This is a genomic window from Pseudomonas sp. PB101 (assembly GCF_009764265.1).
Classification (GTDB): domain Bacteria; phylum Pseudomonadota; class Gammaproteobacteria; order Pseudomonadales; family Pseudomonadaceae; genus Aquipseudomonas.
On the sequence record NZ_RWIR01000007.1, the window covers coordinates 137,171 to 151,721 of the forward strand.

Sequence of the window (14,551 nt, forward strand, 5' to 3'; positions counted from 1 at the left end):
CTTGCCAGCGATGAGGCCATCAAGCCAACAGCATCCGCCGCAACTCAACACAATCGGCCGCATGCCAATCGGTCAATTCCGGCCACGGGTTATCCGGCAGATTCACCAACACAGTCCGCGCCCCCGCCGCGCGCCCGCAATCGAGATCGAAGCGGTAATCACCGACCATCACCATCTCGCTCGCCGGCACATTCCACGCTTCGGCCAGTTTCAGCAGCCCGCCCGGATGCGGCTTGGGCGGGGCATCATCGCGGCCCAACACATCCTCCAGCGCAAAGCAGTCGGCCAGGCCGATGGCCTGCAGCGTGACATGCGCCAGCTCCCGGGCGTTGCGCGTCAGGATGCCCAGGCGATAACCGCGCCCGGCCAGCTCGCGCACCAGCTCCACCGCACCCGGTGCCGGTTGCGAACCGAGCGCCAGGTCGCGCTCATGCTCCAGCAGCCACGCATGCTTGGCCGCGGCTTCATCGGCCGGCAGCGCGGCGAGGTGGGTCAGGATGTCGTCTTCGGCAGGAATCGCCAACGCCACGCGAATCGCCGCGAAGTCGTGCACGGCCACCGTCAGGGTGCCGTCCATGTCGAACACCCAGTGACGCACGTCGGCCAGGCTCATGCCCAATCCTTGCGGTGGCGGATCAAGCCTTCCTGGGTGACCGAGGCCACCAGTTGACCGGCGCGGTTGAACACGCTGCCACGGGAGAATCCACGGGAGTTGCCGGCCCACGGACTGTCCATCGCGTAGAGCAGCCAATCATCGGCGCGCAGATTCTGATGGAACCAGAGCGCGTGATCGAGGCTGGCGACTTGCATGTCCTTGTGCCAGACCGACTTGCCGTGGGGCTGCATCGAGGTGACCAACAGGCCGAAGTCCGATGCGTAGGCCAGCAGGTACTTGTGCAACGCCGGCGAATCGGCCAAGGCCCCGTCGGCGCGGAACCAGACGTACTTGATCGGGTCGGACGGCAGCGGGTTGTAGGGATCTTTTTCGGTCACCGGGCGGAATTCGATCGGCTTGGGGCACAGGAGCTTTTCGCGCATTTTCTCCGGGATCAAGTGCGCGCGCTGCTGGGTGATCTCCAGCTCCGATGGCAGGTTTTCCGGACCGACCACTTGCGGCATTTCGGTCTGGTGCTGGAAGCCTTCTTCGTCGTACTGGAACGAGGCGCTGCACGTGAAAATCGGATGGCCTTTCTGGATGGCCGTCACCCGACGCGTGCTGAAACTGCCCCCGTCACGCACCCGGTCAACCTGATACACCACCGGCAACCCGGCATCGCCCGGCCGCAGGAAATAGCCGTGCATCGAATGCACATGACGTGCCTCTTCAACGGTCTGACTGGCCGCCGACAGCGACTGGCCGAGCACCTGACCGCCGAACAGCTGACGAAAGCCCAGGTCCTGGCTACGGCCACGGAACAGGTTTTCCTCGATCGGTTCCAGGGTCAGCAGCTCGACCAGATCTTCCAACACTTGGCTCATTCAGACTCTCCTCACGCAAAACATTGCCGCACAGTCTTGGCTGCAACGGTCGATTCAGTTTCCGGCCCGGGCCATCATGAGGGCCATTGTAAACGTCCGCGCCAGCTTATCCATGCAAGGTTTGCAGCCATTGTTCGCGACTGATGCGATACAGCACATGCCGACGCAACGGGTGATCGGCCTCGAGCCGCGGGTGATCGAAGTCATCCGCCGGATCATGGTGCATGCCGATGGCCTGCATGACTTTTTCTGAAGGCAGATTGGTTTGCGTCGTGAAGGCCACCACTTCTTTCAGCGGCAAGCGGTCAAAGCCGCAGCGCAGAGCGGTCCACGCCGCTTCACTGGCGTAACCGAGGCCCCAGTGCTCGCGGGCCAGGCGCCAGCCGATTTCCGTGGCGGGGGTGAAAGGCGCGTCGAACCCGACCATGAGTAGCCCGGTAAAGCCGATGAACTGGCCGGAGTCCTTGCGCTGCAAAGCCCAGAGGCCATAACCATGTTCGGCGAAATGCCCACGGATTCGCCCGATCAATGATGCACTTTCCAGCCGGCTCAAGGTGGCTGGGAAATAGCGCATCACCTGCGGATCGGCACACATCGCCGCAAAGTCCGGCAAGTCTTCATCGCGCCACTGGCGCAACAGCAGCCGCGCACTTTCCAGCTCCAGTATTGGCTCCATCGTGCCCGCCCCTCCATTTCAATGTCGCAAGTCTACAACGCTGGTAGGATCCTTCTCTCATTCCTACATGAAATGACCATGCCACTGCCGCTGATTTATCACGAAGACTACAGTCCCGAGTTTCCGGCGGATCACCGCTTCCCCATGGACAAGTTTCGCCTGCTGCGCGATCACCTCGTGGACAGCGGCCTGACCCGCGACGCCGACCTGCTGCGCCCGCAATTGTGTCCCGCAGACATTCTCGCCCTCGCCCATGACCCTTCGTATATCGCGCGCTACATGAGTGGCGAGTTGTCCCGCGAAGACCAGCGCCGCCTCGGCCTGCCCTGGAGCGAAGCCCTGGCCCGGCGTACGGTGCGGGCGGTCGGTGGCTCGTTGCTCGCCGCCGAGCAGGCGCTGGAGCATGGCCTGGCCTGTCACCTGGCGGGCGGCACCCACCATGCGCACTACGACTACCCGGCCGGGTTCTGCATCTTCAATGACCTGGCGGTGATCAGCCATTACCTGCTGGAAAGCGGTCGGGTCAATCGGGTACTGATCTTCGATTGCGACGTGCATCAGGGCGACGGGACTGCACGAATACTGCACAACACTCCAGAAGCGGTGACCGTTTCCCTGCACTGCGAGAAGAACTTTCCTGCACGCAAGGCCGAAAGCGACTGGGACATACCATTGCCCAACGGCATGGGCGATGCCGACTACCTGAAAGTGGTGGACGATGCGCTCAACTACCTGCTGCCGCTCTATCAACCGGATCTGGTCCTGTATGACGCCGGGGTCGATGTGCACAAGGACGATGCCCTGGGTTATCTGCAGCTGACAGACGAAGGCGTCGCCGCCCGCGATGAAAGCGTGATGCGCCATTGCCTGGGTCGCGACATCCCCGTGGTCGGCGTGATCGGCGGCGGCTACAGCAAGGACCGTCAGGCCCTCGCCCGCCGTCACGGCATCCTCCATCACAGCGCGCAGCGCGTCTGGCAGTCATCAGGCTGTCACTGAGCTGTGGATGCTTTACCCACAATGCCTGTGGAGCTGCCTGTGGATAACCTGAGTGAAAGGGACTACAGGCCACGCGGTGTATAGGCTACAGAGCACTGCCTATTTTTTAACCACTTTCAAAATCACCGCTGTTCCTGTGGGAGATTCTATGGCTGACAGTCCGCTATCGCGGGCAAGCCCGCTCCCACAGTTATCGTGTACTGCTAGAATGCGCGGCTACTCCGCCACACCGCAGCTTTTACCATGACTCAGCCCAGCACTTCTCTCCCCCCTCACGTCGCCATCATCGGCGGCGGCCCTGCCGGCCTGATGGCGGCCGAAGTGTTGAGCCGGGCCGGGATCAAGGTCGACCTGTACGACGGCATGCCTTCGGTCGGACGCAAATTCCTCCTGGCCGGTGTTGGCGGCATGAACATCACGCACTCCGAAGCCTACCCGGCGTTTCTCTCGCGCTACGCCGAACGCGCCCCGCAGATCGCCCCGCTGCTGCGCGGTTTTGGTGCCGAAGCGCTGTGCCAGTGGATTCATGACCTGGGCATCGAAACCTTCGTCGGCAGTTCCGGCCGGGTATTCCCCACCGACATGAAAGCCGCGCCATTGCTGCGCGCCTGGCTCAAGCGCCTGCGCGACAGCGGCGTAGTTATCCACACCCGCCACCGCTGGCTCGGCTGGGACGAGCGCGGCGCTTTGCGCATCGACAGCCCGGAAGGCGAAAAGACCGTTCAGGCCGACGCCACCCTGCTCGCCCTCGGCGGCGGCAGTTGGTCGCGCCTGGGTTCGGACGGTGCCTGGATGCTGCCACTTGAGCAGCACGGCGTAGGACTGGCGCCGCTGCAACCCAGCAATTGCGGCTTCGAGGTGCAGGCCTGGAGCGAATTGATGGTCAGCAAATTCGCCGGCGCACCGCTGAAAAACATCGCCATTGGCCTCAACGACGACGTGCCACGGCTCGGCGAATGTGTGATCACGGCCACCGGAATCGAAGGCAGTTTGATCTATGCCCTGTCCGCGCCTGTGCGCGAAGCGATCAACCGACACGGATCGGCAACGATTCATCTGGACCTGCTGCCTGGCCGGCCTGTGGATAAAATTCAGGCGGCGCTGAGCAAACCCCGGGGATCACGTTCCATGGCCAAGCACCTGCACAGCCAGTTGGGCATCGATGGTGTGAAAGCAGCGTTATTGCGTGAACTGACCGGCGCCGACTGCTTTGCCGACATGGCCTTGCTGGCCAAGGCGATCAAGGCATTGCCACTGACGCTGGTGAAAACCCGTCCACTGGACGAGGCCATCAGCAGTGCTGGCGGTGTGTTGTTCGAGGCGATGGATGAGCGCTTGATGCTCAAGCAGATGCCTGGCGTGTTCTGCGCCGGGGAAATGCTCGATTGGGAAGCGCCGACGGGCGGCTATCTGCTGACTGCGTGTTTCGCCAGCGGCCGGACGGCGGGGTTGGGGATGGTGGAGTGGTTGCGGCGCAAGGGTTGAAGACCGAGGCGCCCCCATCGCGAGCAAGCTCGCTCCCACAGAGGATGTGTGAACAATGCAGATCCAGTGTGGGAGCGAGCTTGCTCGCGAAGGCGGACTAACTAACGCAGCACCTATTAAGGCTTGCGCTTGCGCGGCCCGGTATTGAACACCGGCACCTTGCGCACGGGCTTGATCGAAGGCTCTGCCGGCGCAACTTCTCCGCTGTCCACCCACTTACCCAGATTGCGTTTACCACCGCCACCACCGGAAGCCTTGGGCTTCTTCGGTTTCTTCGGCTTCTTGACGACCTGGCCACTGGCATCGGTGTCCGGTACGCGGTGCTCGGGTTCGAAGTCCGGCTCGTTCTGCCGCTTCAGGGTCTGGCGGGTCAGCGTCTCGATGGCCGACAGCAGATTCACTTCATCGGCACACACCAGGGAAATTGCCTCGCCGGTCGAGCCCGCGCGGCCGGTACGACCGATGCGGTGGATGTAGTCCTCGGCAACGATCGGCAAGTCGAAGTTGACCACCAACGGCAGGTCTTCGATGTCCAGGCCACGGGCCGCGACGTCGGTGGCGACCAGGATCTGCACTTCACTCGCCTTGAAGCGGTCGAGCGCACGCTGGCGGGTCGCCTGGGGCTTGTCGCCGTGGATGCCGTCGGCATTGATGCCCAGGCCCTGGAGCTTTTCCACCAGCGCGTCCACGCCGTTGCGGGTCTTGGCGAACACCAGCACCTGCTTCCACTTGCCCTTGCGCATCAGGTGCACGAACAGTTCCGGCTTGCGCTTCTTGTCCACCGTCACGATCCATTGCTTGACCGTGTTGGCCGCGACGTTGCGCGGGCTCACTTCAACCGTCAGCGGGTCGTTGAGCATCTGCCCGGCCAGCAGGCGGATGTCGTCGGAGAAGGTCGCGGAGAACAGCAGCGTCTGACGTTTCTTCGGCAGCGCGCGGTAAATGTTCGCCAGCTCCTCGGAAAAGCCCAGGTCGAGCATGCGGTCGGCTTCGTCCAGCACCAGGGTCTGCAGCTGGTTGAACTTCAGCGCGTTCTGGCGGAACAGGTCGAGCAAGCGGCCCGGAGTCGCCACCAGCAGATCGACGCCACTGCGCAGCTTCATCATTTGCGGGTTGATGCTGACGCCGCCGTACACCGCGTAAGTGCGCAACGGCAGGTTTTCGGCGTACTGGCGCACGGCTTCGTGAACTTGCTCGGCCAGTTCGCGGGTCGGCACCAGGATCAGTGCGCGAACCGAGTTGGCGGTGACTTTCGGCCCTTCCATGGCCAGCAGTTGCAACAGCGGCAGGGCGAAACCGGCGGTCTTGCCAGTGCCGGTCTGGGCGGCGGCCATCAGGTCGCGCCCGGCCAGCACCGCCGGAATGGCTTGCGCCTGAACCGGCGTCGGAGTCTGGTAGCCGAGCGTCTCGAGGGAGCGCAGCAAGGGTTCGATCAGGCCAAGGGTGGCGAAAGTCATGGGAGTACCGTAGGAAAATTCAGCGCGGGTGTGCAATGCCGCGCAGTTTACCCTAATTCACACGGGATTCTGTCGGCACCACCTTCACCGCAGGTAGCTCCGGTTTACGACGCCATTGCGGCAGGCCAATCAACACAACGGCACTGATGATCACAGCCATCGCCAACGCTTCCTCGATACCGATGGTTTCGCCGACAAACACGATCCCCAGCAACACCGCCACCGCCGGGTTGACGTAGGCATAGCTGGTGGCCGCGGCCGGACGCACGTGCTTCAACAGGTACATGTAGGCGTTGAAGGCGATGATCGACCCGAACACGGTCAGGTACGCCAGCGCGGCCCAGCCTTCGATCGGCGGCACCTTTTCCAGGTGTTCACCGCTGACCGCACTGGCGATCAGCAGCACCACACCACCCACCAGCATTTCCACGGCGCTGGCCATCGCGCCTTGGGGCAGCGGCAAATGTTTGCTCCAAACAGAACCAAACGCCCAGGTCGCCGCAGCAAAAATCAATAACGCCGCACCCAATGGACTCGATTGCAGGTTGGAACCCAGGTTGAGCATGGCAATGCCGATCAGCCCGAGGACAATCCCGGCCCATTCGAGACGGGTATTACGCGCGCCCCAGAAATATCCACAGAGCAAGGTAAACAGCGGCACCGTCGCCACTGCCAGTGCTGCCACGCCCGACGCGACGCCCGTGTGTTCGGCCACACTCACCGCGCCATTGCCGCACGCCAGCAACAAGATCCCGATGATGCCAGCAGCTTTCCATTGCGCCCAGGTCGGCGCAGGCGCCCCGCGCCAGCGCAGGAAGGCGTACATCAAGGTCCCGGCAATGACAAAGCGGATCCCCGCGAGCAACAGCGGCGGCCAATATTCCACACCGATGCGGATCACCAGGTAAGTCGAGCCCCAAATCACGTACAAGGCGAAGAAGGCAGCGATCAGGGGTAAGGGAAAGCGACGAAGACCGGACATGGGGGCAGCTCACAGGCAAAGACAAGTGAACGGCTATTCTAGAAAGGCTAGTGTCGGAAAATAAGTTACAAAACCTGTTTAAAGCGCCAGTACACTTTTCAAAACACGGAGTTCAGCGCTATAAACCGTGTTTTCGAAAGTCGGCTATTTTCAGGAGTCACCCCGATGGATAAGTACGACCGCATGCTGCTCAGCGCCCTGCTGGAAAACGGTCGCGCGTCCTACGCCGACCTGGCGCGCAAGGTCAACCTGTCCGCCCCGGCGGTGGCCGAGCGCGTGGCCAAGCTCGAAGCCAGCGGGGTGATCACCGGCTATCAGGCGAAAGTCGACATGGCCAAGCTCGGCCTGCCGATCCAGTGCGTGATCGAACTGCGCCTGAACCAGCACGGCAACCAGAAAGCCTACGACGACCTGATCAAAATCCCGCAGTTGACCGAATGCCATCGGGTGACCGGCGACCCGTGCGTGATCATGCAAGCGGCGGTGGGCTCGATGCCGGAGCTGGAAGAACTGATCAACCGGATTGCTACGTTCGGGTTCAGCAAGACGTCGATCGTGTTGTCGAGTGCGATAGAGAAGCGGGTGCCGTTGGGGCATATCGAAGGGAATGGCAAATCCTGAGGCAATGATGTCCCTGTGGGAGCGAGCTTGCTCGCTCCCACAGGGGATTTATGGTGACTTCGGGATCAGCGATAGCGCTTGAGGTGCTCGCCCACTCTCGCCGCCGGCACTTTCTGCAACTTGCACAGCAAGTCATGGGACAGTTCGCGCAAGCCATGCTTCTGCCGCAGTTCTTCGGCCAGGTGCGCCGTCAGGTTGGCCGCCATCTCGGCATCGGCCATGGCCCGGTGGGCCTTGCCGGTGTTGGGCAGGTTGGCGAAGGTGGTCAGGGTGCCGAGCTTGTGGTTCGGCGCGGCGGGCATCAGGCGGCGGGCCAACAGCAGCGAGCAGGCAAAGTTCTGCAAGCGGGTGCGTTTGATTCGCCCGAGCTCGAAGTCCCAGAACTTCTGGTCGAACGCGGCATTGTGCGCGAGCAACGGCGTGCAGCCGACGAACTCATTGACCTCGTTCATCACCTGCTCGGCAGGCGGCGCGGTGCGCAGCATGGCGTTGCTGATGCCGGTGAGTTGCTCGATGAAGCCCGGGACCCGCACACCGGCGTTCATCAGGCTCTGGTAACGCTCGACGATGCGCCCCTGTTCAAGGATCACCACGGCAATTTCCGTGGCCCGGCAGCTGCTGCTCGGGGAGATCCCGGTGGTTTCAAAGTCGATGACTGCTATGCGTTCCAAACCTGGTTGAACTCCGTAAAAATCAATTCTTGAGCAGCAACGCGCCTTCGATCGGCACGTAGCGGCTGGCGGCGCGGATCAGCGAGTTGGCCGTCAGCCCCGGCACGCCGTAGGCCACCGCCTGTACCCCGTGTTTGCTGATGATGCGCTCGAGCAACATGTCGAAATCACCATCACCGGAGGCCAGGACGATTTCATCGACATGGTCGGCGGCGTCCATGATGTCGAGGGTGATGCCCACGTCCCAGTCACCCTTGGCCGAGCCGTCGCTGCGCTGGATGTAGGGCTTGAGCTTCACGGTGAAACCGAGGTTGCGCAGGATTTGCTGGAACTGCTGCTGTTTACTGTCGCCGCGGTCGATGGCGTAGGCGTAGGCCTCGACGATCTCGCCCTGTTTGCTGATGTCAGCCCACAGCGCGGCGTAGTTGAAGTGGCAACCATAAGCCTGACGCACGGTGTAGTAGAGGTTCTGGACATCGGCGAACACTGCGATTTTTTTCACCGGTATTCCTCAAGGCGGAATCAGGCCCCGGGCCCGAAAAGTCGCCCAGTATGCCAGCCCAAAGGATTGTTCCGCGAATAATCGGCCCGGAGCGCGGTTGCGCTCCGGACGAATGGCGTGTCAGACGAAGGAATCGTCGTCGCCACCGAAGAACGATGAGTTGTCATCGCTGTAATCAGCGTCGCTGAACCCGCCCTGATCGTTGCTCCAGGAATCGTTACCGGCCATGCGCTGGTCATCACCCCAGCCATTGTTGCCCTGGTCGTTGACCTGGGCCGGCTCTTCCTTGATGACTTCGACGACTTCCGGTTGCTGATTGTGATGGAACAGGCTGCTGATGCCTTGGGCCAGCATCACGCCACCCGCCACGCCGGCAGCGGTTTTCAGCGCACCGCCGAGGAAACTGCTTCCGGCCGCTGCCGGAGCCTGCTGCTGCGGTGCATAGCCCTGCTGTGGAAGGTTTTGCTGTGGTGCGCCGAAGTTCTGCTGTGGCGGTTGCGCACCGAACGACGAGCGCCCCGGTTCACGCCAGCCGCCGCTGGACGGCGGTGCGTTCTGGGGGGGTGCCGGTTGTGGATCACGGGAAGCGCCGCCAAAGATGCTCGACAAAAAGCCACCACTGCTGGGTGCCGGAGCCGGGGTCGCCTGCGCCCTGGCCTGCTGCAGCTCGGCCTGCATCTGCTGGACTTGCCCGTTCAGTTGCTTGTTCTGCTCATCGAGGCTCTTGATTGCCGCCTCTTGCACCAGAATCGCCTGGGTCATGAAATAACCTGCCGCTGGCTGGTGCGTCAGGTGTTCCTTGATCCGCGCCTCGGCCTGGGCGTCGCGCGGGGCTGAGTCCGTTTCGGCCTGCTGCAGCCGGGAAAACAGTCCATCGATCAGGGTTTGTTCTTCGCTGTTCATGGCGACCTCGTAGATTGCCGGGGGAAATCAATGCGCTTTTCCAGTGAGGATAAGGCGCCCGACCTTAATGGAGGCTGAAACAAGTTGTTTCAATGACCTTTACCGATCGTTTACGTTTGCGTCCCCGAGCACTTGATCGGTTAAAGTGGACCACTGCTTCCAACCTGCGATACCGACTGATGAATCCGTTAGATGTGCTGCGTGACTCCCTGTATTTCTTCAAGCGCAATCTGGGCCAGATCGTGCAGCTGTGCCTGCCGCTGGTGATTTTCGAGGCGCTGCTGCAACAAGTGGTCGACCACTCCACGGAGCCGGACAGTTTCCCCGGCATCAGCGTGATCGTCGGCTTGCTGGTGTACCCGCTGTACACCGCCGCGCTGATCCTGTTTCTCGACGCCCGCAGCCGGGGCGAATCGCCGAGCAACCGCGAGCTGCTGTCCAGGTCCGCCTACCTGTGGCCGCGCTTCGCCCTGCTGACGGCGCTCAATACGGTGCTGATTCTGCTGGGCCTGTCGCTGTACTTCCTGCCAGGCATCTACCTGATGGTGACCCTGGCGTTTGGCGAATACCTGCTGGTGTTGCGCGGCCTGGCGCCGCTGGCGGCCATGAAGGAAAGCCTGCGCGTGACCAAAGGTCACTTCCTGCGCATCCTGCTGTGCATTCTGTGTGTGATGGGGCCGTTGTGGGTGCTCAAGGGCATGACGCTGGCGGCGTACCCGGAACCTCAGAACCCGGTGGTTTCAGTGCTGATCGACAGCGCCCACAGCTTCCTGCAGTTGTTTACCAGCGTGGTGCTGTTCCGCCTGTTCATGCTGATCAACCCGCTGCCCGAGAGCAATGACAACCCGCTCTGACCTTGGGCGCGACCCTCGCTCTCGGGTATGCTCGAGAGCAATTTTGTAACGCTATTAAGCCGAGCCATGACCCGTCTACTGCGCTACACCCTGCTGGGCCTGCTGATTGCGATCGGCCTGGCCGTCGTGATGATCTACAGCCTGACCTGGCGCCCCGACGCCAAAGAAGTGTTACCCGTCAGTTGCAGTGACCAGGCACCCACCCTGGTCCCGGGGCAGGCGTTGAAGGTGATGACCTGGAACGTCCAGTACCTGGCCGGCAAGCGTTACGTGTTCTGGAATGACCTGGCCGCCGGTACCGACGAACGCCCCACACCGGAAGACATGGCCTTCAGCCTCGACGAAGTGGCGCGGGTGATTCGCGACGAGCAACCGGACATCGTGTTGCTGCAGGAACTGGACGACGGCGCCAAGGCCAGCGATTACCAGCACCAGTTCAAGCTGCTGCAGGAACGGCTCGCCGACTTGTATCCGTGTAGCGCCAGCGCCTTCGACTGGAAGGCCGACTTCGTACCGAACCCGCACATCTTCGGCAGCGTTGGCCGGCAACTGGCGACCCTGAGCCGTTACCAGATCGAACATGCCGAACGCCTGCAACTGCCCGTCGCCTCGGGCAATCCTCTCAGCCGCCAGTTCCAGCCGAGGAACGCCTTGCTGGTGAGCTACCTGCCCTTGAGTGACGGTGGGCAGATTGCCGTGCTCAATACCCATCTGGAGCGTGCGACCCGGGCCGGCAATATCCTGCAAAAACAGGTGGACGCCGTGGCCAGGACGCTCGACAGATTCGAAAGCCGTGGCACGCCGTGGCTGATCGGTGGGGATTTCAACCTGTTGCCGCTTGGCCAGTATCGACGCCTGCCCGAGGCGCAACGCACGCCCTTCTCCGCCGACAGCCCGCTGCACTTGCTGTGGGACAAGTACCCGATGATCCCGACCAACAACGAGGCCAGTGGCATAGATCGCGAGCGCTGGCTGACGCATTACCCGAACGACACCGGGCTGAACGGCCCGGACCGGACCGTCGACTACCTGTTCTACAGTCCGAGGATCAAACGGGTGGAGGCCATGGTGCGGCAGGACGATACGTTGCGTATCTCCGATCACCTGCCGGTGATTGCGCGGTTTCTGTTGCCGGCTGCGCCCTGACACCTAACTCCAGCCAGACACAAAACCTGTGGCAGCGAGCTTGCTCGCGATGGCGTCGTGTCAGTCGACATCAATGCTGAATGACAAATTGCAATCGCGAGCAAGCTCGCTCCCACAGGGATGGTGCACGGGCTGGAATCGGCTTTAATGCACCTCTTCCAGATCATCATGCAGCAGCCCGAAGATCTCGCGTTTCATCTCGATGAACGAGCGCTCCATGACCATGTCCAGGTTGCGCGGACGTTCGATCGGCACATCGAGAATCTGCTTGATCCGCCCGGGCCTGGCGCCCATTACATACACGCGGTCACCGAGCAGAATCGCTTCGTCGATGTCGTGGGTCACGAACAACACGGTCTTCTTGCTGTTGCCCCACACCCGCAGCAACAACTGCTGCATTTGCAGGCGCGTCTGGCTGTCGAGGGCGCCGAAGGGTTCGTCCATCAGCAGGATCTGCGGATCATTGGCCAGCGCACGGGCAATGGCGACGCGTTGCATCATGCCGCCGGACAACTGCTTGGCGTAGTTGTCGGCAAAGCCGCTCAAGCCCACTTCGTTGACGTAGTAGTCGACGATGTCTTTGCGTTGCGCCGCCGGCATGCCGCGCCGCTTGAGGCCGAACTCGACGTTCTGGCGCACCGTCAGCCACGGGAACAGCGTGTAGCTCTGGAACACCATGCCGCGATCCGCACCCGGCCCTTCCACCTGTTGGCCGCCGACGTAAATCTCGCCCGAGGTCGGTTCGGCCAGGCCGGCGGTGAGGTACAGCAGGCTCGACTTGCCGCAGCCCGAAGGTCCGACCAGTACCGCGAATTGCTGGTCCGGCACTTCGAATGACACTTCCTCCAATGCGGTAAAGGTTCCGCCATCGGGTTTCTTGTAACGCAGGCTGACCTTGTCCACCTTCAGCCGAGGGGCGTTCACCGGGACAACCTGGGGGGCGACAAAACGATGAGTGGCGGCGGTTACTGAGCCCATGCGGTGATCCTCAAGCGAAGGAAACGGAACAGTTGATCGGTGACCAGGCCCAGCAGGCCGATGATCGCGATGGCGAGGAAAATCACATCCACCTGGAAGCCACGCATGGCCTTGAGGCTCAGGTAACCCAGGCCACTGGAAGCGGCGACCAGTTCAGCCACCACCAGGTAAGTCCAGGCCCAGCCCATGGTCACGCGCAGGGTGTCGAGCACACCTGGCAAGGAAGCCGGAGCGATCACGTGCAGCACCGCATCACGACGGTTGGAACCCAGGGTGTAGGAGGCGTTGATCAGGTCCTTGGAGATGCCTTTTGACACGTCCGCGATCATCACCAGTTGCTGGAAGAATACGCCGAAGATGATCACCGACACCCGCTGCTCCAGACCGATACCGATCCACAGGATGAACAACGGTACGAACGAGGTCACCGGCAAATAGCGGATGAAGTTGACCAACGGTTCCAGGAACGCCTGGACGATGCGGAAGCTGCCCATCAGCAGTCCCAGCGGCACCGCCACCAGGGACGACACGATGAAGCCGACCATCACCACCTCAACGCTGGCCCACACATGCTGGCCGAGGGTGCCGTCGCGACCCAGGCGCACGGCGGCCTCGACCACCGCGCCCGGCGTCGGCAGGAACATGCCCGGCACCACGCCACCGTAGGACAAGCCGGCCCACAGGCCGACCAACAGCACCCAGGCCAAACCGCTCGCGCTCCAGATCACCGAGACCGGCAAACCGGTCTTGGGCGTGATGCAACGGCTCAGCCACGAATTGCGCTTGAACATGCAGCCTCCTAGAGCGGGGTGACGAAGCGGTTGTCGATCAGGTCGTCATTGCTGACGTTGTAGGGTTTGCCTTGCAGCTCGCTGGCGGTCTCGTTGGCCAGTTTGATCAGCGGCGCGCTGTCACCCGGCTTGCCCGGCGAACCCAGCAGTTTTTCGCTCATGGCCTGATCGTAGAAACGCACGCCTTGCGCTGCAGCTTCCAGCTCCTTCGGATCGGCCAGGTAACCGCCAACCCCCTTGGCCATGATTTTGTAGGCTTCCTGCGGATGATCCTTGGTGTACTGCACGGCTTTGTACAAACCGGCCACCAGGGCCTTGACGTCTTCCGGCTGTTTTTCGATGACGCTGCAGTTGAGTGCAACCACGTCGACGATCACCCCCGGTGTGCTGCTGCTGTCGATCAGCACCTTGCCCTGCTGCTTGTCGCGAACCATCGACAGGTGCGGCTCCCAGGTCACGGCGGCGGGAACGCGACCGGCGATGAAGGCAGTGGCGGCATCGTCGGCCGTCATGTTCTGCACGGTGATGTCGCTCATGCTCATGCCGTGTTTCTTCAGCAGATAGGACAGCCAGAACTGCGAGGTCGAACCTTCGTTCACCGCCACTGCCTTGCCCTTGAGTTCTTGCAGGCTCTTGACGTCCTTGCCCACCAGCACGCCGTCGCCACCATGGCTGTCGTCCAGTGCGGCCACGGCCTTGAAGCAGAATTGCGGACGGTACTTGAGCACCTCGTCGATGGTCGACGCCGAGCCGGACAACTCGCCGGACGCTTGTGCGGCCATGTACATCGCCGCTTCTTCGACCACCGGCAACTCGACGGTCAAACCGTTTTCCTTGAAGTAGCCAAGGTCCTGGGCCAGGTACAGGGTGCCGTAGCCGACCCAGGTGGTATGACCGATGGACAGGGTGCCGGCCTGGGCGCTGGTGGCGACCGTCGCGGCGATGGCGGTGACCGCCAGTGGATGGGCAACGCGGGTAAGCAAGGACTTGATCATGGAGCACTCCCA

The 14,551-nt window shown here is 62.1% G+C and carries 16 protein-coding genes; 5 read left to right on the top strand and 11 right to left on the bottom strand.

Annotated elements, in window-relative coordinates; all coding sequences use genetic code 11:
* Positions 1–19: 19 nt before the first annotated feature.
* From EI969_RS02070 to EI969_RS02080, 3 genes are all read right to left on the bottom strand, one after another.
* On the bottom strand, positions 20–613 hold the full coding sequence (locus tag EI969_RS02070) for an HAD family hydrolase (RefSeq protein ID WP_160385703.1): 594 nt from the start codon (positions 611–613) through the stop codon (positions 20–22).
* A complete protein-coding gene (tesB, locus tag EI969_RS02075) occupies positions 610–1,479 on the bottom strand; it encodes an acyl-CoA thioesterase II (protein ID WP_160385704.1) in 870 nt (289 codons plus the stop codon). The genes EI969_RS02070 and tesB overlap by 4 nt, the downstream gene beginning before the upstream one ends.
* Before the next feature lie 106 nt (positions 1,480–1,585).
* Entirely contained in the window at positions 1,586–2,155 is a 570-nt protein-coding gene (locus tag EI969_RS02080) for a GNAT family N-acetyltransferase (protein WP_160385705.1), read from the bottom strand.
* Between the two features lie 78 nt (positions 2,156–2,233).
* On the opposite strand from EI969_RS02080, the gene EI969_RS02085 reads away from it, so the two are divergent.
* Both EI969_RS02085 and EI969_RS02090 read left to right on the top strand, forming a co-directional pair.
* Positions 2,234–3,154 (top strand): histone deacetylase, encoded by a 921-nt coding sequence (locus EI969_RS02085; RefSeq protein ID WP_160385706.1) that lies wholly within the window; start codon positions 2,234–2,236, stop codon positions 3,152–3,154.
* 243 nt (positions 3,155–3,397) lie between these two features.
* Positions 3,398–4,639: a TIGR03862 family flavoprotein gene (locus EI969_RS02090; RefSeq protein ID WP_160385707.1), complete on the top strand. Its 1,242-nt coding sequence runs from the start codon at positions 3,398–3,400 to the stop codon at positions 4,637–4,639.
* 116 nt (positions 4,640–4,755) lie between these two features.
* Here the strand turns inward: EI969_RS02090 and EI969_RS02095 are convergent, their stop codons facing one another.
* Both EI969_RS02095 and yedA read right to left on the bottom strand, forming a co-directional pair.
* Positions 4,756–6,096: a DEAD/DEAH box helicase gene (locus EI969_RS02095; protein WP_150716769.1), complete on the bottom strand. Its 1,341-nt coding sequence runs from the start codon at positions 6,094–6,096 to the stop codon at positions 4,756–4,758.
* Positions 6,097–6,148: 52 nt separating this feature from the next.
* Positions 6,149–7,078 (bottom strand): drug/metabolite exporter YedA, encoded by a 930-nt coding sequence (gene yedA, locus EI969_RS02100; RefSeq protein WP_160385708.1) that lies wholly within the window; start codon positions 7,076–7,078, stop codon positions 6,149–6,151.
* A gap of 165 nt (positions 7,079–7,243) precedes the next feature.
* Here yedA and EI969_RS02105 point away from each other — a divergent pair, with 165 nt between their 5' ends.
* Complete coding sequence (locus tag EI969_RS02105; protein WP_057713188.1) at positions 7,244–7,699, top strand: Lrp/AsnC family transcriptional regulator; 456 nt, start codon at positions 7,244–7,246, stop codon at positions 7,697–7,699.
* 65 nt (positions 7,700–7,764) lie between these two features.
* Here the strand turns inward: EI969_RS02105 and EI969_RS02110 are convergent, their stop codons facing one another.
* From EI969_RS02110 to EI969_RS02120, 3 genes are all read right to left on the bottom strand, one after another.
* Positions 7,765–8,370, bottom strand: a complete 606-nt coding sequence (locus EI969_RS02110; RefSeq protein ID WP_160385709.1) for a PolC-type DNA polymerase III — start codon at positions 8,368–8,370, stop codon at positions 7,765–7,767.
* Between the two features lie 22 nt (positions 8,371–8,392).
* Positions 8,393–8,872, bottom strand: a complete 480-nt coding sequence (locus EI969_RS02115) for an NYN domain-containing protein (RefSeq protein WP_007990686.1) — start codon at positions 8,870–8,872, stop codon at positions 8,393–8,395.
* Positions 8,873–8,992: 120 nt separating this feature from the next.
* The gene (locus EI969_RS02120; protein ID WP_160385710.1) at positions 8,993–9,775 is read right to left on the bottom strand and encodes a DUF2076 domain-containing protein; all 783 of its coding nucleotides are present in this window, start codon (positions 9,773–9,775) and stop codon (positions 8,993–8,995) included.
* Between the two features lie 179 nt (positions 9,776–9,954).
* Here EI969_RS02120 and EI969_RS02125 point away from each other — a divergent pair, with 179 nt between their 5' ends.
* Positions 9,955–10,629 (top strand): YciC family protein, encoded by a 675-nt coding sequence (locus EI969_RS02125; RefSeq protein WP_160385711.1) that lies wholly within the window; start codon positions 9,955–9,957, stop codon positions 10,627–10,629.
* A 66-nt stretch (positions 10,630–10,695) separates the two neighbouring features.
* The gene (locus EI969_RS02130; protein WP_160385712.1) at positions 10,696–11,775 is read left to right on the top strand and encodes an endonuclease/exonuclease/phosphatase family protein; all 1,080 of its coding nucleotides are present in this window, start codon (positions 10,696–10,698) and stop codon (positions 11,773–11,775) included.
* A gap of 144 nt (positions 11,776–11,919) precedes the next feature.
* Here the strand turns inward: EI969_RS02130 and EI969_RS02135 are convergent, their stop codons facing one another.
* The 3 genes from EI969_RS02135 to EI969_RS02145 are packed head-to-tail and all read right to left on the bottom strand — an operon-like array spanning position 11,920 to position 14,539.
* Positions 11,920–12,753 (bottom strand): ABC transporter ATP-binding protein, encoded by an 834-nt coding sequence (locus EI969_RS02135; protein ID WP_160385713.1) that lies wholly within the window; start codon positions 12,751–12,753, stop codon positions 11,920–11,922.
* Entirely contained in the window at positions 12,741–13,544 is an 804-nt protein-coding gene (locus EI969_RS02140) for an ABC transporter permease (RefSeq protein ID WP_007990681.1), read from the bottom strand. Before EI969_RS02140 ends, EI969_RS02135 begins: the two co-directional genes overlap by 13 nt.
* Before the next feature lie 8 nt (positions 13,545–13,552).
* The gene (locus tag EI969_RS02145) at positions 13,553–14,539 is read right to left on the bottom strand and encodes an ABC transporter substrate-binding protein (RefSeq protein WP_160385714.1); all 987 of its coding nucleotides are present in this window, start codon (positions 14,537–14,539) and stop codon (positions 13,553–13,555) included.
* Between the last annotated feature and the right edge of the window lie 12 nt (positions 14,540–14,551).

Coding starts and splice junctions, on each gene's coding strand:
- EI969_RS02145 (WP_160385714.1), bottom strand. CDS start 14,539: ATGATCAAGTCCTTGCTTACCCGCGTTGCCCATCCACTGGCGGTCACC.
- EI969_RS02140 (WP_007990681.1), bottom strand. CDS start 13,544: ATGTTCAAGCGCAATTCGTGGCTGAGCCGTTGCATCACGCCCAAGACC.
- EI969_RS02135 (WP_160385713.1), bottom strand. CDS start 12,753: ATGGGCTCAGTAACCGCCGCCACTCATCGTTTTGTCGCCCCCCAGGTT.
- EI969_RS02130 (WP_160385712.1), top strand. CDS start 10,696: ATGACCCGTCTACTGCGCTACACCCTGCTGGGCCTGCTGATTGCGATC.
- EI969_RS02070 (WP_160385703.1), bottom strand. CDS start 613: ATGAGCCTGGCCGACGTGCGTCACTGGGTGTTCGACATGGACGGCACC.
- EI969_RS02120 (WP_160385710.1), bottom strand. CDS start 9,775: ATGAACAGCGAAGAACAAACCCTGATCGATGGACTGTTTTCCCGGCTG.
- EI969_RS02090 (WP_160385707.1), top strand. CDS start 3,398: ATGACTCAGCCCAGCACTTCTCTCCCCCCTCACGTCGCCATCATCGGC.
- tesB (WP_160385704.1), bottom strand. CDS start 1,479: ATGAGCCAAGTGTTGGAAGATCTGGTCGAGCTGCTGACCCTGGAACCG.
- EI969_RS02095 (WP_150716769.1), bottom strand. CDS start 6,096: ATGACTTTCGCCACCCTTGGCCTGATCGAACCCTTGCTGCGCTCCCTC.
- yedA (WP_160385708.1), bottom strand. CDS start 7,078: ATGTCCGGTCTTCGTCGCTTTCCCTTACCCCTGATCGCTGCCTTCTTC.
- EI969_RS02085 (WP_160385706.1), top strand. CDS start 2,234: ATGCCACTGCCGCTGATTTATCACGAAGACTACAGTCCCGAGTTTCCG.
- EI969_RS02125 (WP_160385711.1), top strand. CDS start 9,955: ATGAATCCGTTAGATGTGCTGCGTGACTCCCTGTATTTCTTCAAGCGC.
- EI969_RS02105 (WP_057713188.1), top strand. CDS start 7,244: ATGGATAAGTACGACCGCATGCTGCTCAGCGCCCTGCTGGAAAACGGT.
- EI969_RS02080 (WP_160385705.1), bottom strand. CDS start 2,155: ATGGAGCCAATACTGGAGCTGGAAAGTGCGCGGCTGCTGTTGCGCCAG.